At 62.0% G+C, this 21,057-nt stretch carries 22 protein-coding genes and 1 tRNA gene; 12 read left to right on the forward strand and 11 right to left on the reverse strand.

Annotated features, from left to right (window positions below):
* Entirely contained in the window at nt 1–489 is a 489-nt protein-coding gene (locus Q0X61_RS02910) for a hypothetical protein (RefSeq protein WP_297740169.1), read from the reverse strand.
* 72 nt (nt 490–561) lie between these two features.
* Between Q0X61_RS02910 and Q0X61_RS02915 the strand changes: the two genes are divergently transcribed.
* From Q0X61_RS02915 to Q0X61_RS02930, 4 genes are all read left to right on the forward strand, one after another.
* Nucleotides 562–633: transfer RNA gene (locus tag Q0X61_RS02915), tRNA-Arg, on the forward strand.
* Between the two features lie 31 nt (nt 634–664).
* Nucleotides 665–1,918, forward strand: a complete 1,254-nt coding sequence (locus Q0X61_RS02920) for a glycosyltransferase family 87 protein (RefSeq protein ID WP_297740171.1) — start codon at nt 665–667, stop codon at nt 1,916–1,918.
* Between the two features lie 65 nt (nt 1,919–1,983).
* Nucleotides 1,984–5,766, forward strand: coding sequence for a multifunctional oxoglutarate decarboxylase/oxoglutarate dehydrogenase thiamine pyrophosphate-binding subunit/dihydrolipoyllysine-residue succinyltransferase subunit (locus tag Q0X61_RS02925; protein ID WP_297740208.1), 3,783 nt, complete (start codon nt 1,984–1,986; stop codon nt 5,764–5,766).
* A 1-nt stretch (nt 5,767) separates the two neighbouring features.
* Complete coding sequence (locus tag Q0X61_RS02930) at nt 5,768–5,944, forward strand: DUF6104 family protein (protein WP_297740173.1); 177 nt, start codon at nt 5,768–5,770, stop codon at nt 5,942–5,944.
* An 11-nt stretch (nt 5,945–5,955) separates the two neighbouring features.
* On the opposite strand, the gene Q0X61_RS02935 is transcribed toward Q0X61_RS02930, so the two are convergent.
* Complete coding sequence (locus Q0X61_RS02935; protein ID WP_297740175.1) at nt 5,956–6,354, reverse strand: hypothetical protein; 399 nt, start codon at nt 6,352–6,354, stop codon at nt 5,956–5,958.
* 244 nt (nt 6,355–6,598) lie between these two features.
* On the opposite strand from Q0X61_RS02935, the gene Q0X61_RS02940 reads away from it, so the two are divergent.
* On the forward strand, nt 6,599–6,850 hold the full coding sequence (locus Q0X61_RS02940) for a WhiB family transcriptional regulator (protein ID WP_297740177.1): 252 nt from the start codon (nt 6,599–6,601) through the stop codon (nt 6,848–6,850).
* A gap of 6 nt (nt 6,851–6,856) precedes the next feature.
* On the opposite strand, the gene Q0X61_RS02945 is transcribed toward Q0X61_RS02940, so the two are convergent.
* Complete coding sequence (locus tag Q0X61_RS02945; RefSeq protein WP_297740179.1) at nt 6,857–8,320, reverse strand: sensor histidine kinase; 1,464 nt, start codon at nt 8,318–8,320, stop codon at nt 6,857–6,859.
* Between the two features lie 191 nt (nt 8,321–8,511).
* A complete protein-coding gene (locus Q0X61_RS02950) occupies nt 8,512–8,697 on the reverse strand; it encodes a hypothetical protein (RefSeq protein ID WP_297740210.1) in 186 nt (61 codons plus the stop codon).
* Here Q0X61_RS02950 and Q0X61_RS02955 point away from each other — a divergent pair.
* Nucleotides 8,650–8,790: a hypothetical protein gene (locus Q0X61_RS02955; protein ID WP_297740212.1), complete on the forward strand. Its 141-nt coding sequence runs from the start codon at nt 8,650–8,652 to the stop codon at nt 8,788–8,790. The genes Q0X61_RS02950 and Q0X61_RS02955 overlap by 48 nt on opposite strands.
* Here Q0X61_RS02955 and Q0X61_RS02960 read toward each other — a convergent pair.
* A complete protein-coding gene (locus Q0X61_RS02960; protein ID WP_297740181.1) occupies nt 8,762–9,358 on the reverse strand; it encodes a sigma-70 family RNA polymerase sigma factor in 597 nt (198 codons plus the stop codon). The genes Q0X61_RS02955 and Q0X61_RS02960 overlap by 29 nt on opposite strands.
* Before the next feature lie 215 nt (nt 9,359–9,573).
* Here Q0X61_RS02960 and Q0X61_RS02965 point away from each other — a divergent pair, with 215 nt between their 5' ends.
* The 4 genes from Q0X61_RS02965 to Q0X61_RS02980 are packed head-to-tail and all read left to right on the forward strand — an operon-like array spanning nt 9,574 to nt 13,152.
* A complete protein-coding gene (locus tag Q0X61_RS02965; RefSeq protein ID WP_297740183.1) occupies nt 9,574–10,170 on the forward strand; it encodes a DoxX family membrane protein in 597 nt (198 codons plus the stop codon).
* Entirely contained in the window at nt 10,167–11,414 is a 1,248-nt protein-coding gene (aroA, locus tag Q0X61_RS02970; RefSeq protein WP_297740185.1) for a 3-phosphoshikimate 1-carboxyvinyltransferase, read from the forward strand. Before Q0X61_RS02965 ends, aroA begins: the two co-directional genes overlap by 4 nt.
* Nucleotides 11,411–12,379 (forward strand): ribosome small subunit-dependent GTPase A, encoded by a 969-nt coding sequence (gene rsgA / locus Q0X61_RS02975; RefSeq protein WP_297740187.1) that lies wholly within the window; start codon nt 11,411–11,413, stop codon nt 12,377–12,379. The genes aroA and rsgA overlap by 4 nt, the downstream gene beginning before the upstream one ends.
* A gap of 41 nt (nt 12,380–12,420) precedes the next feature.
* Nucleotides 12,421–13,152 carry a class F sortase gene (locus tag Q0X61_RS02980; protein WP_297740189.1) on the forward strand — a complete coding sequence of 244 codons (732 nt, stop codon included), beginning with the start codon at nt 12,421–12,423 and terminating at the stop codon, nt 13,150–13,152.
* 3 nt (nt 13,153–13,155) lie between these two features.
* Here the strand turns inward: Q0X61_RS02980 and Q0X61_RS02985 are convergent, their stop codons facing one another.
* On the reverse strand, nt 13,156–14,067 hold the full coding sequence (locus tag Q0X61_RS02985; protein ID WP_297740191.1) for a DUF2332 family protein: 912 nt from the start codon (nt 14,065–14,067) through the stop codon (nt 13,156–13,158).
* 2 nt (nt 14,068–14,069) lie between these two features.
* Nucleotides 14,070–15,680 (reverse strand): Na+/H+ antiporter NhaC family protein, encoded by a 1,611-nt coding sequence (locus Q0X61_RS02990; protein WP_297740192.1) that lies wholly within the window; start codon nt 15,678–15,680, stop codon nt 14,070–14,072.
* A gap of 275 nt (nt 15,681–15,955) precedes the next feature.
* On the opposite strand from Q0X61_RS02990, the gene Q0X61_RS02995 reads away from it, so the two are divergent.
* A complete protein-coding gene (locus Q0X61_RS02995) occupies nt 15,956–17,107 on the forward strand; it encodes a DUF819 domain-containing protein (RefSeq protein WP_297740194.1) in 1,152 nt (383 codons plus the stop codon).
* 14 nt (nt 17,108–17,121) lie between these two features.
* Complete coding sequence (locus tag Q0X61_RS03000; RefSeq protein ID WP_297740196.1) at nt 17,122–18,300, forward strand: dipeptide epimerase; 1,179 nt, start codon at nt 17,122–17,124, stop codon at nt 18,298–18,300.
* 386 nt (nt 18,301–18,686) lie between these two features.
* On the opposite strand, the gene Q0X61_RS03005 is transcribed toward Q0X61_RS03000, so the two are convergent.
* The 4 genes from Q0X61_RS03005 to Q0X61_RS03020 form a co-directional block, all read right to left on the reverse strand.
* Nucleotides 18,687–19,493 carry a serine hydrolase gene (locus Q0X61_RS03005; protein WP_297740198.1) on the reverse strand — a complete coding sequence of 269 codons (807 nt, stop codon included), beginning with the start codon at nt 19,491–19,493 and terminating at the stop codon, nt 18,687–18,689.
* A gap of 101 nt (nt 19,494–19,594) precedes the next feature.
* Nucleotides 19,595–19,927 carry a VapC toxin family PIN domain ribonuclease gene (locus Q0X61_RS03010; protein ID WP_297740200.1) on the reverse strand — a complete coding sequence of 111 codons (333 nt, stop codon included), beginning with the start codon at nt 19,925–19,927 and terminating at the stop codon, nt 19,595–19,597.
* Nucleotides 19,928–19,985: 58 nt separating this feature from the next.
* Nucleotides 19,986–20,207 (reverse strand): ribbon-helix-helix protein, CopG family, encoded by a 222-nt coding sequence (locus Q0X61_RS03015; protein WP_297740202.1) that lies wholly within the window; start codon nt 20,205–20,207, stop codon nt 19,986–19,988.
* Nucleotides 20,208–20,406: 199 nt separating this feature from the next.
* Entirely contained in the window at nt 20,407–20,922 is a 516-nt protein-coding gene (locus Q0X61_RS03020; protein ID WP_297740204.1) for a DUF4143 domain-containing protein, read from the reverse strand.
* Between the last annotated feature and the right edge of the window lie 135 nt (nt 20,923–21,057).

Genomic DNA, 21,057 nt, shown 5'->3' on the forward strand with positions numbered 1-21,057 from the left:
TCAGGAGGCTCTGACTTCGATCACTTTGTGACCACGAAACCGTACGGAGGCTGGATCCGACACCGGCTCGCCGTCGACGAGCACCTTCAGGTTGCAGCGCTTCGCCAAGCATGCGCCGTCGAATTCGACACCCCACAGCGTGAAAAAATGGGACAGCGTTGCCTGATGATTGTCTGGGCCTTCGAGCCAGACGTCGCCGCCTGCCTCGTGGGTGTGGACGATCGCCTGCTTGGCGCGCAGCCTGTCAATGCCGATCATGGCGGGAACATCGACGCGCTCACCGTCCACTTGCACAATGAGTTCAATAATCCACGGGTCGGTGCTCTCTCCGAGCGGACGCTGCTCGAGGCCAGAAGCATCGATGTACGACACCGCATCTCGCGGCGCATCCCAGGGAGGTGCACTGGTGCGCATGACCGCCGGATCGGGGTCGGGACGGGAGACACAACCCGTGCACAGCAACAGCAGCACCAGGAGAACTTTCCGCATAGCCCCAACCTATCGAACGCGCCCCACCCATTTTTTGCTAGTATCTTCCGAGGTTTCAGCCACTAGCTGAATGCCCCCGTAGCTCAGGGGATAGAGCACCGCCCTCCGGAGGCGGGAGCCGAGGTTCGAATCCTCGCGGGGGCGCTACCTGGCGTCGGTGATTGCAGGAGTGCTCTTGAAGCGGAATACCAACCTGCGGGTATGGACACCGCTACTCCTCGTCGCCGTGTTCTTTCTCACTCGCTGTGTGACGTACATGCTGTGGCTCCGTCCCGACGTGAACTTCGTAGCCAACGACGTTTCCTACTACGGCTTTCACCTCGACAGACTCGAACGCGGCGAGCCCGATGTCATGCAGGAGTACCCGCCACCGGCGGTGTGGATGCTGCATTTCCTCTACCGGCTAGGTGGAGGCTGGCAATCCTGGTTCCCCATCTTCGCGGGTTTCATGATGCTCCTCGACGCGCTCGTCGCGTTCTGCTTCTACCGAGCCCGCGGCGCACGAGCGGCGCTGTGTTGGGTGCTGTTCACGGCCGCCAACGGCGCCATCGTTTGGTTCCGATTTGATCTCATTCCGACCGCGCTCGTCGCCATTGCCTGCCTGCTTCTCACGACCAGACCATGGTGGTCCGGTGCATTCGTTGGCATGGGTGCTGCCATCAAGTTCTGGCCTGCTCTCCTCATCCTCCCCATGCTCGCGCCCAACCCTCGCGAGGGCGCGGGGCCTCGTCGGCTATTGGGCTTCCTCCTCGCGGGAGGCGGGCTCGGCGTGGTGTCGCTGCTTATCGAGGGCTGGCGTCGCAATACCGCTCCGCTCAGTTGGCAACGCGAACGTGGACTGCAAATCGAATCGGTCCCCGCCACCCCCATCATGGCGCTGCGGACATTCACGGATTCACCACATTGGAAGCTGGAATTGTCCCAGTACAACGCTATCGAGCTGTTTGGTCCAGGCGTTGGTGGCATGTTGATCGTGGCGTCGGTGTGCTCCGCGCTGGCTGCCCTCTTAGCTGTCTATCTCGCAGTCCGCCTCGTCCGACGACGCGCAGGCGCCACGGCAATCCTGCTCGCGATCCTCACCGTCGTGCTCGCCACCATCGTCGCAAACAAGACGCTCTCGCCTCAGTACATTCTGTGGCTGGGCGGGCCAATGGCTGCCCTCGTCGGGCACAACCTGAGCGCGTGGCTGCGTCCGCACGTCCAGGTGTTGGCGACGGCGCTCGTCATCGTCGGCGTGTTGACGCAGATCACCTATCCCTGGGCGACGATGGGAATCATGGCGTTACCACTTGGGTCCGGCCCTGAGACATCCGTGCTCGTGCTGCGCAATCTGCTGCTCATCGTGATGCTCTGCCATGCTGCATGGTTGACGCTAAAAACATCGCCGCGACGTGTCCCCCACAAAGGCAAACAATTGGCTAAGCTTTGATGTGCAGCCGCAGAAGTCTGCGGGAAACAACACACGAGAGGGACGTGGCCAAGCCACACGCACAGATGTCTACAGCTCAGCCCAACGACGAATTCGGTGCCAACGCGTGGTTGATTGACGAGATGCGGGATGCCTACGAGCGCGACCCGGAATCCGTCGATGCCTCCTGGCAGGCTTACTTTGCAAAGGAGCGAGGGGGCCAGCCTGCGCCACATCAACCAGCCGCCGGCAGCACACAGTCGAAGCCGCAACCCACGCCGTCGCCCAACAAGAAGGCCAAGCCCACCGCCGATGGCGCGAAACCCAAGCCTTCCACTGCTGGCACCACGGGCAGGACGAACACCTCCGGCGATCACCCGACGCCTCCGAGCGCCAACGCGCCTGCGACGGAGCAGGTGAAGACCACGAAGGAATCACCGGCTCAGCCCGGCAGCGGCGCCGGCCTGTCGGCGAACGCTCCAAGCCCCGCTATTCGGCCAAAGGTTGAGGCCAAGGATCCCTCATACACCGTGCTTCGCGGCGCGCCCATGCGCACGGCGAAGAACATGGAAGCGTCGCTCACGATGCCGACAGCGACCTCGGTGCGCTCCGTGCCGATGAAACTGGTGATCGACCAGCGCACCACCATCAATAACTTCCTGAAGAGCACGAAGGGCGGCAAGGTCTCCTTCACCCACATCATCGCCTACGCGATGATTCAGGCCATCAAGGCCGTGCCCGCCATGAACAATGGGTACGACGTCGTTGACGGCAAACCGAACCTCGTTACGAACCCGTCGATCAACCTCGGTATCGCCATCGACGTCAAGAAGGGCGACAAACGCCAGCTGCTTGTTCCCAACGTAAAGGGTTGTGAGGAACTGAACTTCGCGCAGTTCTGGTCGGCGTACGAAGAAATCGTAGCGAAGGCTCGCAACAACGAGCTCACCGTCGACGACTTCGCGAAGACGACCGCCACCATCACCAATCCCGGCGGGATCGGGACGAACCACTCCGTGCCGCGCCTCATGAATGGGCAGGGGCTTATTCTCGGTGTTGGCAGTATCGACTACCCGGCAGAGTTCCAGGGCATGTCCAGCTCCCGCATCTTGGAGCTTGGTGTCTCGAAGATGACCACGCTCACTTCCACCTACGATCACCGGATCATTCAGGGTGCCGAGTCTGGCGAATTCCTGAAGGTGCTCCACGAGCTCCTGCTGGGAAATAACGGCTTCTACGACGAGATCTTCGAGGCGCTGCGTATCCCCTACGAGCCGCTGCGTTGGGCTGCGGACGTGTCCGCGCATCGCCCGGATCAGGTGTCGAAGCAGGCTCGCGTCATCGAACTCATCAACGCCTACCGCGCGTTCGGGCACCTGGTGGCAGACACCGATCCGCTCGAATACCGTGCCCGCAGCAACGAGCAGCTCAGCCTGGAAGCCCACGGGCTCACCATCTGGGACTTGGATCGCGAGTTCCCCATCGGCACGCTCGGTGGCGAGCCGCGTCGCTACATGACGCTGCGCGACATTCTGGCGACGTTGCAGGATTCCTACTGCCGCACGCTCGCCGTCGAATACATGCACATTGCCGATAACGAGCAGCGCACCTGGTTCCAGTCTCGCCTTGAGCGGGCACGTTCTCCGCTCTCTCACGAAGAGCACATGCACGCCCTTGACAAGCTCAATGAGGCAGAGATCTTCGAAACGTTCCTCCAGACGAAGTTCGTCGGCCAGAAGCGTTTCTCGCTAGAAGGCGGCGAATCACTCATCGTGCTGCTCGACGAAGTGGCCCAACGCGCCGCGAATGACTCACTCGACGAGGTGTGCATCGGCATGCCGCACCGCGGACGCCTCAACGTGCTGGCCAACATCGTCGGCAAGAAGTACGGGCAGATTTTCCGCGAATTCGACGGTGTGGCCGACACCAAGGGCACCGGCGATGTGAAGTACCACCTCGGCAACGAAGGTGTGTTCGTAGCCCCCAACGGGAAGTCGATCAAGGCCTCGGTGGCGGCGAACCCGTCACATCTCGAGGCTGTGAACCCCGTCCTCATGGGTATCACTCGCGCGAAGCAGGACGTGCTCGGCGGTGACGATTTCCCCGTGCTGCCCATCCTTTTGCACGGCGATGCATCGTTCTCTGGGCAGGGTGTCGTCTTTGAGACGCTCCAGATGAGCCAGCTGCGCGCCTACAAGGTGGGCGGCACCATCCACGTGGTGGTGAACAACCAAGTCGGGTTCACCACCTCCCCGGTCGAGTCCCGGTCTGCCACCTACTGCACCGACGTCGCCAAGGCCATCGGGGCTCCGGTACTGCACGTCAACGGCGACGATCCAGACGCCTGCATCCGTGCCGCACGCATCGCGTTCGAGTACCGGCAGGCGTTCCACAAGGATGTCGTCATCGACCTCGTCTGCTACCGCCGTCGCGGGCACAACGAGGGCGATGATCCGAGCTTCACGCAGCCGAGGATGTACGACCTCATCGAGCAGAAACGCTCCACCAGGCGGCTCTACACCGAGTCGCTGATCGGACGCGGCGATATTTCGATGAGCGACGCCGAGGACGTCATGAACCGTTTCCGCGAACGGCTCGAGGGTGTGTTCAAGGAGATGCGGGAGAACCAGGGCGAGGTGGACGAGGAGTACCGCAAGGTGCCCTACTACCCCACCAAGCCCGACCAGCGTCTCACCGAGATCACGCCCGACTCGGTGCGCCGCATCGCCGAAGCGCACCGCACGTTCCCGGAAGGGTTCCAGGTGCACAAGAAGGTGCTCCCCCAGATGGAGCGTCGTGCGAAGTCGATCCTCGAAGGGCCCATCGACTGGGCTACCGCAGAGATGCTCGCCTTCGGGTCGCTCATGATGGAGGGGCGCCCAGTGCGCATGTCCGGGCAGGACACCCGTCGCGGCACCTTCTCGCAGCGATTCGCCGCCGTCGTTGACCGCGTCACCAATGAGGCGTACGTGCCCATGAAGCACCTCACCGACGATCAGGCACCGTTCGAGATCTACGACTCCCTTCTGTCTGAGTACGCGGTGATGGGCTTCGAATACGGTTATTCGGTGGCTCGCCCCGACGCACTTGTGCTGTGGGAGGCCCAGTTCGGTGATTTCGCCAACGGCGCGCAGATTATCGCCGACGAGTTCATCTCCTCCGCCGATGCGAAGTGGAGTCAGAAGTCGGGCGTCGTGCTGCTGCTACCGCACGGCTACGAAGGCCAGGGCCCCGACCACAGCTCAGCGCGCATCGAGCGGTGGCTGCAGTTGTGCGCCGAGGATGCGCTGGCGGTGTGCCAGCCGTCCACCCCAGCGAGCCACTTCCATTTGCTGCGCAACCACGCGTACGTGAACTACCATCGCCCGCTGGTCATCGCCACGCCGAAATCCATGCTGCGCAACAAGCTGGCCACCTCACAGCCCGACGAGTTCACATCGGGCAGGTGGCATCCCGCGCTCGACGATCCGTCGATCACGGATGCAGGCAAGGTGGAACGCGTGCTGCTGTGCTCGGGCAAGATCCGCTGGGATCTCGTCAAGGCTCGTGAGAAGCAGGGCTTGGAGGGCAAGGTGGCCATCATCAGTCTCGAACGCCTCTACCCACTTCCTGATGAGGATCTCGCCAAGATTCTGCAGCGATACGCACACGTCACCGACATCCGTTTCGTGCAGGATGAGCCCGAAAACCAGGGAGCTTGGCCGTTCATGGCCCTGCATTTGGTGGGTGCGCTGCGTAAGCACCTGCCCGATCAGGAGATCACGCTCAACCCAATCACTCGGCCGTGGTCGTCGGCGCCTTCCGTCGGTTCAGTGAAGCGGCACTTGGAGGAAGAGGCGGAACTCATGCGCCGCGCGATGGAGGTATGAGTTGTACTTCACTGACCGAGGGTTAGAAGAGCTCGTCGACCGTCGAGGCGATGAACAGGTCTCATTCGAGTGGCTCGCGGAGCACTTGCGAACGTTCGTTGACCTCAATCCTGAGTTCGAGACACCGATCGAGCGCCTCGCGTCCTGGCTTGCCAGATTGGATGATGACGACGAGTAACCGCCACTGAGCTAGTTGCCCTGCGGTGAACGCTGCAGGGCAACTCTCGTCTTCGGGAGCATCGAGAACACGCCCGTGGCGATGGCGAACACCAGCCATGACAGCGCAAGCCACCACTGACCTGCCGACTCGGTCTGCAGAAACGACGCGGCGGTGCAGGCATTAAGCAATGACACGGCGACGAGCAGGCCCCACGCCAATGGCTGTCGCGCCCACGCTAGCCAGGCTACGCCCGCGATAATGAGCCCGTAGATGAGAAGCACGATGCCGACGCTCAACCCCAGCGTTTGCGTGTGCGACACCACCGCCCACACACCGGCACCGACGATGATGGCGGCGGTGAGGGTGGTCATAACGACTGCAGCACCGTACGACCACGGGCTGAAGCGTGCGCGCAAAGGTTCAGGCATGGCCACAAGCATTCCGCATTCCTCTACTTCCTGCCACAGCCCGACCAGAAAACCCTATGCCAACGGCCTGCTCGCTTGTATGCTGGTAGCCACAAACCGTACGCGCGCCGTTGCCATGGCTGGTCGGCGCACACAATCTCAAACAATCACCCATTGAGTAGGTAAAAGGTCTTGTCCCACGGAGTGTTCCGGGGTATCTTTCAATGGTTTGGTTGTCGAAGCGACGTTGGAAGGAGCGTGTTGGATGGACTGGCGTCACAAGGCTGCGTGCCTGACTGAGGATCCCGAGCTCTTCTTCCCGGTCGGCAACACTGGCCCTGCTTTGGCTCAAGTCGAAGAGGCGAAGAAAATCTGCCATAAGTGCGAAGTCATGGACCAGTGCCTCGCCTGGGCACTCGAAGCCGGCCAAGATCATGGCGTCTGGGGCGGCATGAGCGAGGATGAACGACGGGCCATCAAGCGCCGCAACGCCCGCACCCGCTTACGCAACAGCTGACCGTCGCTAGCCCTTACCTTTACCCTTGGCGCGCATCTGCGCCACCGGCAGTGCGATGACGGCTTCCGTGCCGCGCGCGTCGGTGCGGTTACGCAGTTCGAACGTTCCGGATAGATCACCGATGAGGGTCTGGATGATCGACAAGCCCAGGCTGCGCTGATTCCCCACCGTGAAACCCTCCGGTAGCCCGGCCCCGTCGTCGCGAATGCGGATGTAGAGCGTCTCGTCGGTGCGCTCGGGTATCACCTGCACCACGCCCGACGAACTGCGCAGACCGTGTTCAATTGCGTTTTGGCACAGCTCCGTCACCACCATCGACATCGACGTGGCAACTCCGGCTGGAATGACTCCAAAGGATCCGATTCGTTCGGCCTTGACCGTGCCCGAGGCGGCGGCCAGGTCTCCAACCATGTCGAGAATCTTGTCGCAAATCTCATCGAATTCCACGTCCTCGGTGAGCGACTGGCTGAGTGTCTCGTGCACGACGGCGATAGAGCTCACGCGACGCATCGCATCACGCAGCGCCTCCTTGCCTTCTGGCGATTTCAGGCGCCTCGATTGCATCCGAAGCAGCGCCGCAACCGTCTGGAGGTTGTTCTTCACGCGGTGATGGATCTCACGGATTGTGGCATCTTTCGTGACCAGCATGCGGTCGCGACGTCGCAAATCAGTGGTGTCACGGCAGAGCACCAACATTCCGGCAGATCGTCGCTCCCGCCACAGCGGCATGAGCAAGAAACGCATGGACGCGTTGTCCCGGCTGAGCTCAAATTCTAAGCTCAGCGTGCCGTCCAGGTCCCCCTGCACCGTCTGTCCCACGCCTTCGACGCCCTCACGCAGCCCACTGGTGAGCTCGCGGAATGTTTCGCCCTCGATATCCCCCGCTGCACCCAGCCGCCGAAAGCCGGTTACCGCGTTCGGACTGGCGTAGGTGATGATGCCGTCGGGCTGCACGCGCAACAGGCCGTCGGCCACCTTCGGCGCAAGGGCCTTGTCAGCAGGCTGCAGCAGGGGGAACTCTCCACGCACGAGCATGTGGGCGAGCACGTCAGCAATCTCGAGCGAGTTTTCTTCCAATCCTCCGGTGACGCGCACGCCCATCTGGTTGGTGTGACGTTCGACGACGGCGATCACCTGCTCGCGTCGAAACACGGGGATGGCCCAGACATCGACGGGGATTCCCGCGCCGAGTGCGTTGTCGGTAGTCTCCACGATGTCGTGGGTCATCCACGCACCGAGAACGGGGTGGTCTGCCTCGTCGAAGGAGATGCGTTCTCCGATGATGTCGTGTTCGATTGCCGTGGGTCCTGTGACGGGGCGCACTTGGTTGGTGCACAGGAACTCGGAGCCCTCCTCATCAATGGGCCGCCACAGCACCAAGTCGGAGAAACTCAGGTCAGCCAGCACGTGCCACTGATCGACGAAGGCGTCCAACCATTCGGAATCTGTGAGGAGATCAGCATCAAGCATGGTCCCAACTGTGCCACAATGGACTGCTGCAACATCAAGCAAGGAGTACCAGCATGGGTAAGAGAGGTCGTAAGCGCCGCGCGCGTCGTAAGAACCAAGCCAACCACGGCAAGCGTCCCAACGCCTGACGTGACGAAAGCCCCCGCCAGCACGGTGGGGGCTTTTAGCTTCTCGGCGCCGGTGCGTGAGCGCTACCTGCGTGTAATGCGCAGCGACCGCACCCGGATGGTCAACGACTCGGGCGCCTTCGTCGCTGTCGATCGCCGGATCATCTCGTTGATGGTGCTTTCTATCTCGAACTTTTCCATACATCGCTCACAGGCGTGCAGGTGGCGGCGGATGGAGTCGGCATCTGCATCGACGAGCTCGTGGTGCAGGAACGCGTGTACTCGCTCGAGCGCGGCGACACACTCGTCGACTTCATCATGTTCGTGGGAGAAATCACTCATCGTCGCTTCTCCCCCGCATGAACCCATGCTCGGTGGCGTAGTCGGCGAGTGCCTCACGCAACTGTTTACGCCCGCGGTTGATCCTGCTCATGACAGTGCCGATCGGAGTGTCCATGATCTCGGCGATTTCCTTGTAGGAGAATCCTTCGACGTCCGCGAGCCACACGGCGATGCGGTATTGCTCCGCCAGGTTGCCGAGCGCATCGGCGACGACGCCGTCGGGGATCTGGTCGAGAGCTTCCATCTCTGCTGAGCGCAGGCCGCGAGAATCGTGCGACGCGGCGTTGGCGATCTGCCAATCTTCGATGTCGGACGTCCCGGAGATCTGAGGAGAACGCTGGGCCTTGCGGTAGTGCGAGATGTAGGTATTGGTGAGAATGCGATAGAGCCAGGCCTTGAGATTGGTGCCCGGCTTGAATGAGTCTTTCGCGTTGAAGGCCTTGGCGTAGGTTTCCTGCACCACATCTTCGGCATCCGCGGGGTTTTTCGTCATGCCGAGCGCTGTGCCGTAGAGGCGGTCGATGAGCGCCAAGGCCTCTTCTTCGAAGGAATCGGGGGCCAAAGTGGTGGCCTCGGTGGACGTGTTCATCACCCCACACAGTAGCGCACACCATACCGCGAGCTGTCGCGTGTTCCTCGTCGTGGACCTTATACGCCCCATGCCGAATCCAACGCAACGAGCACGTGTTCTATTCCGAAGAGCATAGCGTCTTCGGCTGCCACACTATGCCTCGATTCGCTTCATTGCGTCCGTTGCCACGAAACACGCGCATGAGGCTCTCGGGAGCGGGTAGGCTGACTAACATGAGTCTTATTCGATTCGCAGCACGTTCCCTGTTTGGTAGCTGGTTCATCATCGACGGCTTCGAGGCCTTCCGCAAGGCTGATGAGCTTGCCTCGAAGGCTGAAGGCGCCACTGATAAAGCCGTCCCCCTGCTTCAGCGCGTAGTACCGGCTGCATATTCTTCGTCGGTTCCCGAGCGCGCTGAGACGTGGGTGCGCATCGGCGGCGCTTGCAAGGTGCTGGGTGGTGTGATGTACGCCACGGGTATTGGCCGTCGGCTCGGAGCGGCGCTCCTCGTCCCCGCCGCCGCGCTGGACGCCGCCATGGTCGCCCCCTCCGATGATGCCTCTGCCGAAGAGAAGAAGGCCGGCCGCGCAGAGGTGCTCAAGCGTCTCGCGCTGCTCGGCGCTGCAATCGTGGGCACGATGGATCTCCACGGCCGTCCCAGCCTTAGTTGGCGTGCGGGGCACCGCATCGAAGCCGTCTCCAAGTCGAACAGCAATCTGTCGCCAAGCCAGTTGAAGTCGCACGCGAAGAAGGCCAAGAAACACGCCCGCAAGCAGGCGAAGAAAGCGAAAAGGGCCGCGAAGAAGCAGGCCAAGAAGGTGCAGCGTTGAGCACTGCGCTCCCTGTGGCTGATGGGCCGCTCGAGGGCAGCGTCGTCGTGCCCGGCTCGAAGTCGGAGACCAACCGGGCCATTGTCTTAGCAGCACTGTCTAACGGGCCAAGCCGCGTCGAGGGTGCCTTGCATTCTCGAGATTCCCAGTTAATGATCAACGCGCTGCGAGCCCTGGGCGCGAAGATTCACGTCGATGGCTCGACGGTGCACGTCACGCCGAGTCCCGTGCGGGGCTCCGCGCAGATTGACTGCGGCCTGGCTGGCACCGTCATGCGTTTCGTTCCCGCCGTCGCACTGCTCGGGGACGCCACCGTGTCGTTTATCGGTGATCCCCATGCGAGCGAGCGGCCGATGCAGGGGTTGCTTGACGGGCTTCGTGCGCTCGGAGCAACCGTCGATGGCAACCAGCTTCCCTTCACCGTCACCCCTGCGGAGGCGCAGGGCGGGGAGATTTCCGTCGATGCTTCCGCCAGCAGCCAGTTTGTATCCGCGTTATTGCTCGTCGGTGCGCATCTTCACGGTGGTCTCACCATCCGGCACAAGGGTGCCTCACTCCCGTCGCGTCCCCACATCGCGATGACACTCAGCATGCTGCGTGCCCGCGGCGTCGATGCCCGTGAAGTGGACGAGCGCACTTGGGGCGTCGCGGAGGGACCGATTGGTGCCCTCGACACTCGAATCGAGCCTGATCTCACAAATGCTGCGGTTTTCCTCGCGGCCGCTGCCGTGGCATCAGGTGCTGTCTCCGTACCAATGTGGCCCAGGGAGACCACCCAGCCGGGCGCAGCGTTCCTCGATGTGGCGCGCTCGATGGGCTGCCAAGTCGAGCTGTGCGATGATGTCGTCACACTGAGCGGCGACGGCCATCTCACTTCGCCCGGACGCATCGACCTGCACAGCGCATCCGAGCTCACCCCTGTCGTTGCTGCGTTGGCTGCGCTCGCTGAGGGAACCACGACGATCACGGGCGTCGCGCATATCCGCGGCCACGAAACCAATCGGATCGCTGCGATCGCCGAACAACTCCAGCGCGTCGGGATCGCCGTCGAAGAACTCGAAGATGGTTTGCGCATCACCGGCGGCTCGCCCAAGCCCCTCGAATTCGACACCTACGCCGATCACCGGATGGTCCACTTCGCGGCGCTACTGGGGCTCAGGGCCAAGGGGTCGAGCGTCAACGACATGGAGTGTGTGTCGAAGACCATGCCTGATTTCCCGCAGATGTGGGCGGAGCTTCAGTGAGCATCTACCACGATGACCATGCAGGCTTCGAACGTCCGCGTCGCCGCACCCGACCGCGCACAAAAGAACGCCCTGACTACTCCAATCTCCCCGTAGCGCGAGTGGTATCTGTCGACAGGGGCCGCTATCGCTGTGAGGTGGACGGCCGCCGAGTCACGGCCGTTCGCGGGCGGCTGATCCCGCGTAAAGGGGTGATCGTCGGTGATCGCGTACGTCTTGACGGCGACGTTTCTGGCGACGATGGCACGCTCGCCCGCATTGTGGAGGTGGAAGAGCGCGCGACGATGCTGCGTCGCTCCGCGGATGACACCGATACCTTTGAGCGCCCCATCGTCGCCAACGCCACCCAGCTGATGATCGTCACCGCGTTGGCCGACCCGCCGCCTCGCATCGGCATGATTGACCGCATCCTCGTCGCCGCGTACGACGCGCGCATCGTCCCGGTGCTGTGCCTCACCAAGGCTGATCTGGCCACACCCGACGATCTCCGTTCGGCCTATGAACCGCTGGGCATTCCGATCGTCGTCACCGACCCCACCTCAGAGCTCGCTCCAGTACATGAACTCCTGCGCGACGAGGTCACCGTCCTCGTCGGACACTCAGGCGTCGGGAAATCCACCCTGGTCAACCGCCTCGTGCCCGGCACGAATCGTGAAACCGGGGCGGTGAGCGATCTGACAGGCAAGGGGCGGCACACGTCCACCTCAGCCCTCGCACTACAGCTGCCCCGGGGCGGTTGGATCATCGACACCCCTGGTGTGCGCTCATTCGGAATCAGCCACGTCGACCCATCGTCGATCATCGGCGCATTTCCCGACCTCGACGAGTTCGTCGAACAGTGCCCGCGAGGATGCACACACACCTCAACAGAGCCGGAATGCGCACTCGATGAGGCAGTACGCACCGGCGCGTTGTCCGGCTCACGGTTGAGCAGCTTGCGTCGCATGGAACGCGCCTTTGGATAGGTTTCGTCTTTCGAGCCCACGTTTCGGCTACGCTGCATCCCGTGCAGATGACCAAGAACCGGATGTTCGTCGCGGTCGCTACCGCCATGGGGCTGCTGCTCTTCGTGGGGGCACTGCTCTGGTGGCCACGCGACTCGCACACTGCAGAGCCGACGCTCAGCCCGAACCCGAGCGTTTCTGTCTCCACATCGCCCACACCATCACCTCCCCCCTCAGCAAGCCCGACACCGTCGCCTTCTGCCTCACCGACGCCCTCCACACCGCGGCCTGGATCGGAGCAGTGCGCGAACCCCACCAAGGCCTTCACCCCTTCCTCGTTCACGATCGATCGAGTGGGCGCGCACGAACGTGTCATCCCAAAGCCAACCCAGGGCGGAGAAATCCCAGCACCTCCAACGAATGATCGACGCTCCGCGGCCTGGTGGAACGGTGGCCCGAAACCCGGATCCGATCACGGCAAGATTGTGCTCACCATCCACACCTACCGCCCGAACCTCAGGCCCGCACTAGGCAATGAGCTGTTCCGAAGCGGCCAGTCCGCGCTGCAGCCAGGTGACATCCTCAAGGTGCACGGCTCCAACGGCGAGATCGTCTGCTACGAGTTCACGAAGGCCAAGAGGGTGATGGTGCGTGATTACGATCCCAATTCGACGCTCATGCTCGACCCGAAGGGCCCATCATCCGCGGTGATCGTCATCTGCTGGGACTTCAACACATCGACGAAGGATTGGGACTCAAGGGTGTTCTTCCAGTTCAAACAAGTGAAGGTGTGAGGTTCACTTCGAGCTGAACCATTCAACGCGATGCCCGTGCGGTTGGCACCACGCACGGGGCACCCCGTCGAGGGTGAGCAGCGTGTCACCCCACGCAGGCGCTGCCGGCACCTGCTGCTCACACAATGGGGCGAGTACCTGGCGCGGCTCAAACGCCACCCATCGAGCCCCACTCCCCCGCACCGCATCCACCACCACCTGCCGCTTCGTACGTGGCAGGTAGCCCAGCACCATGGAGTGGAACACGACGACGGTAGCCTCCGGGCTACGGGCTCGAAGCTCGTTGACGAGGCCCGGGATCCAACGTTCTGGCGCGACTTCGAGATCGGCTGACCGCACTTCAGGAGGCCTGGTGGCGGCCACGTCGAGGGCATGTTGGAGCCGCTGTTTCCTGGCGTTCTCCCCCGCCCACACGAGCGAGCACAGCCAGCGGCGAGTGTCCTCGTCGCGTGGATCGAGTGGGTGGGCGTCGACGCCGAGCCGTGCAGCTACGATGACGTCGTCGAAGCCAAGTAAGTCCGGCAGTAAGCAGAGTCCTGCGGCGGCACCGAGCTCCAGGAGCGATACGGGCTGTGGTAGCGACGCCCACAGCGGCGCGAGCGCCCTGAGCCTGCCGGGTTCGTTGGTTTGGGTAGGACGCTCGACGATGATCTGGCGCACGGTCTCCCAGTGGTGTTCGAGCCACTCTTGGAGGGCTGAGCCTGGTTCGAGCGGGGCGTCGAGAAACTGCAGCGCCGCGAGGAAACGGTGGGGTTGTCGCGCATGGCCCGGTAATGCGTCGAGGCGTTCGACGAGCCAGGGTTGGGCAGCAGCCCACAGGCATAAGCGTTCCCAGGTGGGCGACGTGTGGTGTGTTTGCCCAGCGAACCACCGATAGAGCTCGGCAATCGGGGTCCGCTCAAAGAAGTGCGCCATGCTTACTCGACTGGCTCGATATCGGCTTGCTCGGATTCTGGGATTTCGTCGACGAGCACCGTGGTCATGCGCTGCAGCACGTAGATGAGAACGCCCATGACGAGCAGCGTGGCGACGAGCCCAGGCAGGACGCTCTTCGTCGCTGCTGCAACGAAGTAACCCACGAGTGCTGAGCCGGCAGCAACCATGGAGTACGGCAGCTGAGTTTCGACGTGGGTGATGATGTTCGCCTGCGAACCGGTGGCAGACAAGATGGTGGTGTCGGAGATGGGCGAGATGTGGTCGCCCAGCACTGCCCCGGCGAGCACAGCGCCCAGACCAGCGATGAGCAGGTCGTCCGCGCCAAGGTTCAAGAGGATGTCGCCAGCAATGGGGATGAGCAGGCCGAACGAACCCCACGAGGTACCCGTCGAGAACGCCATGAATCCTGCGGCGACGAACATCACCGGTAGCAGCCAGGCTGGTGGTAGGTCAGAGTTCTCCACGAGCTGAGCAAGGAATTCGCCGGTGCCCAGCGAACCGATGAGCGTGCCGAGTGTCCAAGCCAACAGCAGAATCGCTATAGCAGGCCACATCGATTTGAAGCCCTCCCAGAACCCTTGCAGCACCGTCTTCCAGGTGAAGTCGTCGTTGTCCTTCGTGGCCTTCCAGTAGAACCACAGCGCCAGCAGTAGTCCGATGCCGCCGCCAATCACAAGTGACTCGGTGAGCATGGTGCTGCCCAGGGCTGTGACGAGGCTCGGATCGCCCGAGGCAATGTAGCCCGTGACATACATCGTGGTGACGACCCCGATGATGAGTCCGACGAAGGGGACGATGAGCGCACGCTTGGCACCGTCGTCGTGGATGGGAAGATCTTCCGAGAGTTCGCCGGGAATTTCCACGCCTTCTTCGTGCACGTCGGCGTGCTTGATAGCCCGACGTTCTTCCCTGCGCATGCTGCCGATGTCGAGCTGCAACAACACGGCGACGATAACCAGCACGAGCGCGGCGATACCGTAATAGTTCGCAGTTGCCGCCCCAAGGAACGCACCGAGATCGCTCGTTTCCAGCGACGATTTGGCAACCACCGGCGCGAGGAGCGCCATGATGCTGGCTCCCCAGGACGAAAACGGCACGAGCACCGTCATTGGTGCAGCGGTGGAGTCGACGATGTAGGACAGTTTGGCTCGGGACACGTTGTGCCGGTCGGTGATGGGGCGGGACACCTGGCCGACCGCGAGAGCACTGAAGTAGTCATCAATGAACAGCACCAGTGCGAGCAGCAGCGCCAACAGCTGTGCGCCGCGTCGCGATTTGATGCGTTTCGAGGCCCATTCTGAGAAGGCCGCGGTGCCGCCCGACATGAAGACGAACGACGTGATCGCACCGAGCATCACGAGAAACAGCAGGATGAACAGGTTGTAGGTGCTGAATGCGCCTTCCTTCCAGAACTGGGCGGCAAATCCGTTCCAGATTTCCAAGCACGTTTGCAGTGGGTTGAAATTGGCCAGCAGCAGTGCGGCGACGACGATGCCGAGACCGAGACTGATCTTCACCTTGCGGGTAGCGATGGCCAAGACGATGGTGACCACCGGGGGAACGACGGCCAGCCAGGGATACTGTTCGATCATGGATTCCTCGGGTAGGGCAACAGCGACCTAGATGGTACCAGCGTGATGTTGGGCCCGGTGCGAGCGCTGTACAGGTGGGTGTTGTGAAAGTGAGAAATCTCGACCCCTATGGCTGGTGTTCGTGTAATCTCCCGTCCGTTCCTCTTTTGAAGACGTGTCGGCGTGATGCGACGAGCGCACAGCGTTGCAGTTCCTTCATCGAGGTTGTTGTTCATCGGCTCGGCTGGGTGCAATCTGTGCATTGGTAGGGCCCTCTGGATCTCAAGGAGTAACGCGTGATTGACAACGGACTCGTCATGATCGGTGTCATCATGGCCCTCGCCGCGACGCTCATCGTGCTTGAGCGCAAGAGTGAATCGAAGTTCTTCAAGTACGTGCCAGGCATGGTGTTGATGTATCTGCTGTGCGCAGCGTTGAATTCGTTCGGTGTCTTCGGTAGCGCCGAGGAAGTCACCGCCCCGTTGAGTAATGTGAAGAGTGTCGCTTTACCCGCCATGATCTTCCTGTTCCTTTTCGGATGTGATTTGCGTAAGATCATCAAACTCGGCCCCAAGCTGCTACTCACGATGGCTGTGGCAAGTGCCTCGCTCTTTGCCGCGGTCGTGGGCGTGTACTGGATCTTCCGCGCTGCTCTCGGCGACGGTTCGTGGAAAGTGTTCGGCGCAATGCTCGCTTCCTGGACTGGCGGCAGCGCCAACATGGTTGCGGTGCAGGACATTCTGCAAGGCCCTCAGACGCTTTTCGGCTACGCCTTGATCACCGACACGCTGGTGTACTCGGTGTGGTTGATGGCGATGTTCTCCTCCGTCGCATTCTCTGATCGGTTCAACAAGTTCACCAAGGCAGGCGATACCTATCTCACGCGCCATGAGGAAAATCTCGACACTGACAAGAAACCGATCACGCTCGAATCGCTGGCCATCAGCAGCTTCGGCGCCATCGCCGTCGCATGTTTCTCGATCTGGCTGGGCAAGATGCTGCCGGACGTCGGCGATGTGATTAACTCGAGCGCCTGGACCATCATCATCGTGTCGGTACTCGGTCTGGTTGCGGCGCAGACACCGCTCGGAAAGCTGGCGGGCACTGATGAGGTTGCCACTCTCATGCTGTTCCTCGTGATCGGTCAGATCGCTTCCGGGTCGGATTTCTCAGCCATCACCCAGGCGCCGCTGTACATCGCCTGCGGCTTCCTAGTGCTGCTCATCCACGCAATCATCATGGTGATCTACGCGAAGCTCTCCCACACCGAGCTCTTCTCCTTGGCCGTGGCTTCCACGGCCAATATTGGCGGCGTGGCGTCTGCACCCGTCGTGGCGGCGGCCTACAACAAGGCCCTTGCACCCGTCGGTGTGCTCTATGCACTCATCGGCGCGCTGCTCGGCACGTGGATCGGGCTCGCCGCAGCGCAAGTCATGGCTGGGTTCTGAGGCGGGTTATCATCGTGGCTGAGCTCATTGCAGACGAGATTCTCCATGTTGCCGATGTCCGGGTGCACGGGCACCGTTCTCCGCTCACTAGGCCATTCATTACGGCAGCGCGGCGAACCGATTCGGTGGACTACGTCGTCGCCGAGGTCGAGCTGGCCACGTCGGAGGGCTCCGTCGTCGGGCAGGGTTCTGCCGCGGAAACGGTGAAGGTCACCGGCGAGAGCGCGCAAACAATCATGCAGGTGATCGGCGGCCCCGTCCGAGGTGCATTGGTGGGTGTCCGTGGCACGTTGCCCGAACTCATCGACGAGCTCGTCGCTGCTACACCAAGCGCGACCAGCGCGCGGGCTGCCGTGGATGTGGCGCTGCATGACGCGCTCGCGAAGTCTCACGGCTTGGCCTTGGGCGAGTTGTTGGGGAGGCTGGCCAATCCTTCACTCGACGCTGACGCTGTGCGCGAGGAGTTGCGAGACTCGATGGCGAACGACATGACGGTGAGCCTGGATGCGCCCGAGAGGATGGCACGTTACGCGCGCGAGGCGGTCGCGGACGGGTATTCGATTCTGAAGATCAAGCTCGGGGCCGACCCCGAGGAGGATCGCCGGCGTCTCGGGGCCGTGCTGGATGCCGAGCCCGATATACGGCTGCGCCTCGACGCGAACCAGGGGTGGAATGCCCGAGACGCCATCGCATTGCTGCACCGTTTTGTTGAGGATGGTTTGCCGATCGATTTGATCGAGCAGCCCGTGCCTCGCGCGGATGTCGAGGGGCTTGCGCAGGTGAAACGCGAGTCGCTGATCCCGATCATGGCCGACGAAGCCGTGTGGTCGCCGGAAGATGCGAAGCGCCTGATCGACGCCGACGCCGCCCATCTGCTCAACATCAAGCTGGCGAAGACAGGAGGGCTGCAGCCTGCGCTGGAGATCGCTCAGCTCGCGCATTCGGCGGGTCTGGAGTGCATGGTGGGCGCCATGATGGAGCCGCGCATCTCGATTACCGCGGCGGCCCATTTGGCGCTGATGCATCCGGCGGTGACGATGATTGATCTCGATCCCCCAGCCTGGTTCGCCCACGATGTGCCTGAGGGAGGCTACGTCGAGCGAGACGGAATGCTGAGCCTCTTCCCCGGCCCCGGCCTCGCGCTCCCCCTCCTGGACGTGGCCACCGACCCACTGCCTTCGGCGCTTAAGTAGCCGCTCTGCTCCTCCCTCGATGATTGAGTAGCGGCCGCCCCCCCGCCGATGATTGAGTAGCGCCCGCGGGGCGTGTATCGAAATCATCCACCAGCCCGGGTTTCGCACAAGAGCTCCGCGCCTTCCTCAACCACTGGAGCCAAGCGACAAGCTAACCCGATATCCACATTCGTTTGCTCAGATGGGCGTTTTTGGGCTGTTTCGAGAAACGCGTGTGGATATCGGGTTACCTCAGGTGTGAGACGTGGTTTCGACACGGCCCGACGGGCCGGCCCAACCATCGGGACCAGAACACAGCGGACACCCCGACACCGATGATTGAGTAGCGCCCGGAGGGCGCGTATCGAAATCATCCCCCAGGCTTCCACACGGCCCGACGGGCCGGCTCAACCACCTTGGCGATTGACGGACAACAGCGCCATCGTGAGTGCCTCGATGGTTTCGTTTGCTTCTGCTTCGCCCATTCCCGAGGTCATCACCGCGAGCGACATCCCGGCATCCCCGATGAACGCAACGTCGTGGCGGATACCGGGGATCTCTCCGGATTTTGAGCCATGGTCAACGGCGTCCGAGATTACTCGCGTAATCACTCGAATCTGCTGATCTCGCAGTGCGGTGAGCGCTACTTGTTCCGTTTCTTCGCTGAGGAATTCGCCGTATCGAATGGCATGCATCGTCGACGCGAGGTCGATGGCGCAAGTCTCGTTTGTGAGTCCGCGGGCGACAGCTACCGCGTCACCGATCTGTCGCTCCACCTTCGTCCCAACCAGCTTGAGTTGTCGGCACACGTCGGCAATAACGTTGGGAAATTCTGCCAGCAGTGCCAGACACATGTTGGTGGCCTCGTTACTCGACCTCGAGATCATCAGATGCACCGCCTGCTCAACGGTGAGAGGAGCGCCCTCCTCCGGGAAATCAGGATAGAGATGATCACCGGTCAACGTGAAGGGCCTCCCATCGCATCCAGTGAAGGTGCGCGTGGCGGTGAGCACGTCGTCGAGACGCAGCTCGCTCGCCTCCACCTCCTGCAGCACTGCAAGCATGATGTGTAGTTTGATAGTGCTCGCCGCGTAGTAGCGCCGTCCACTACTTCGTAAAGCGAGCGGCTCGCCTAACGCATCGAGAAGCACATACGACACCGACGGAGCACCCTCCACGTGGGCGGTACTGCTGAGCCAGGAGTCGTCGTTCACGGCTCCACTGTAGTTGTGAGTGCGGAGGAGAGGAACCACCCCTCCGCGGAGGGGTTCCCAAGTTGATGGGCCCAGCATGATGCTGGTGCAGGACCGGCTGATCACAGGCGTTGCATCGGTTGACTGGTGATCGAAGCGATCAATTCAAAGTCCTTGTCGACATGCAACACCACGTGTCCAGTGATCTCGGCGGTGGCCGCGATCAGCAGATCGGGAACAAAAGGGGCTCGGTGCTGCCCTCGCTCAGCCAGAAAGCCCTGCATTTCGAGTGCTCGGTCCTCGATGGCGGATGTCAGGTACTCGACAGGCATGGACGAAATCGGCGGCAGACGGAACACGCCTGTGTGGTCAACCACGTTCCGCGCCGAAAAGCCCGCTTCAAGGCGGGTGAGGTTAGAAATCGCCACCAAGCCGCGGCTGATCCGATTGGCCACTCCGCAGCGTCCGAGTTGGCTGCGAAGCGAACCAAGGCTGACTTGTCGATGAGCCAAGTCATGACCACGCGTCCGCCATGACTTCGTCGTCGCCCAGATTCTGCAACAGCTGCGTCATGACTTCTAGGTTTTCCACTGCTACCGGCGCCGAGCATCGGCGAGCCTGCTGCTGGAGCTGTCTCCGCAAGAAGTCGGCGCGCGAAAGCCCCGCTCGCCGGGCTTGCTCATCCAACAGTGCGAGGTCTTCTTGCGGAATGCCGCAGATCAACACGTTTGGCATATCCATCTCCTGTTGATACCAAATGATATCCCGCATCGTGGTGAGGTCTCGAGCATCGCCACATCCTTCAACATGACAACGTGCCGCACCGTCTCGGAGAACAGTCACTCCTCGCCGACCCACTCACACATCGAGCCGGACAAATCACGAGATCTCCTAGCGGGAGGCTTGCCGAAACCTGCCTCGGCGATTGGATCGCTCAGGGCCCCAACGCCGTGATCGGTACGACGCAGACGCCATCGGGACGCCGGTAGGTGTATCGACCGCCTGTCACGACGATGAGAGCAGCGGGCGCACCGTGACGGTCCTGGTCGATCTTGGCGGCCATGCGCACAAGTGATGCCGCTGCTGCACCCGCAGCAGCCTCACCCAACTTGACCTCGATGCCTGCCCACCGACCGTCCGGCAATTCGAGCACCGCATCAACCTCGAGCCCAGTCTGGGAGTCCCGCCATGATGACAGCGTCCCATCCAATGGCTGTGCATAGACTCGAATATCGCGCATCACAAGCGACTCAAAGTGGAGACCCGCAGTAGGAAGATCCCGCCGCAGCCCATCAACTCCCACACCGAGCGCGGCGACGCCCAGCGTCGGATCCACGAAATGGTGAACCGCCGCGGCGCGTAGTCGGGTCCGGGAACGCATATGGGGGCGCCATGCGGGAATCGGTTCGATCAGCATGAGCCGGTCGAGTGCGTCAAGGTAGTTGGTCAAGGTCTCGGCGGCAACACGCCCCTAGCGAACTTGTCAAGTTGTCTGTGTAAGTAGTCGGTGTTTCAGTGGGTGGTGAATCCGTCGCGGTGATGGATCCCTTCCATGTGGCCAAGCTGTCCAGCCTGGCGCTCGACA

Origin of the sequence: uncultured Tessaracoccus sp., from assembly GCF_947255005.1 — a bacterium.
Lineage (GTDB): Bacteria > Actinomycetota > Actinomycetes > Propionibacteriales > Propionibacteriaceae > Arachnia.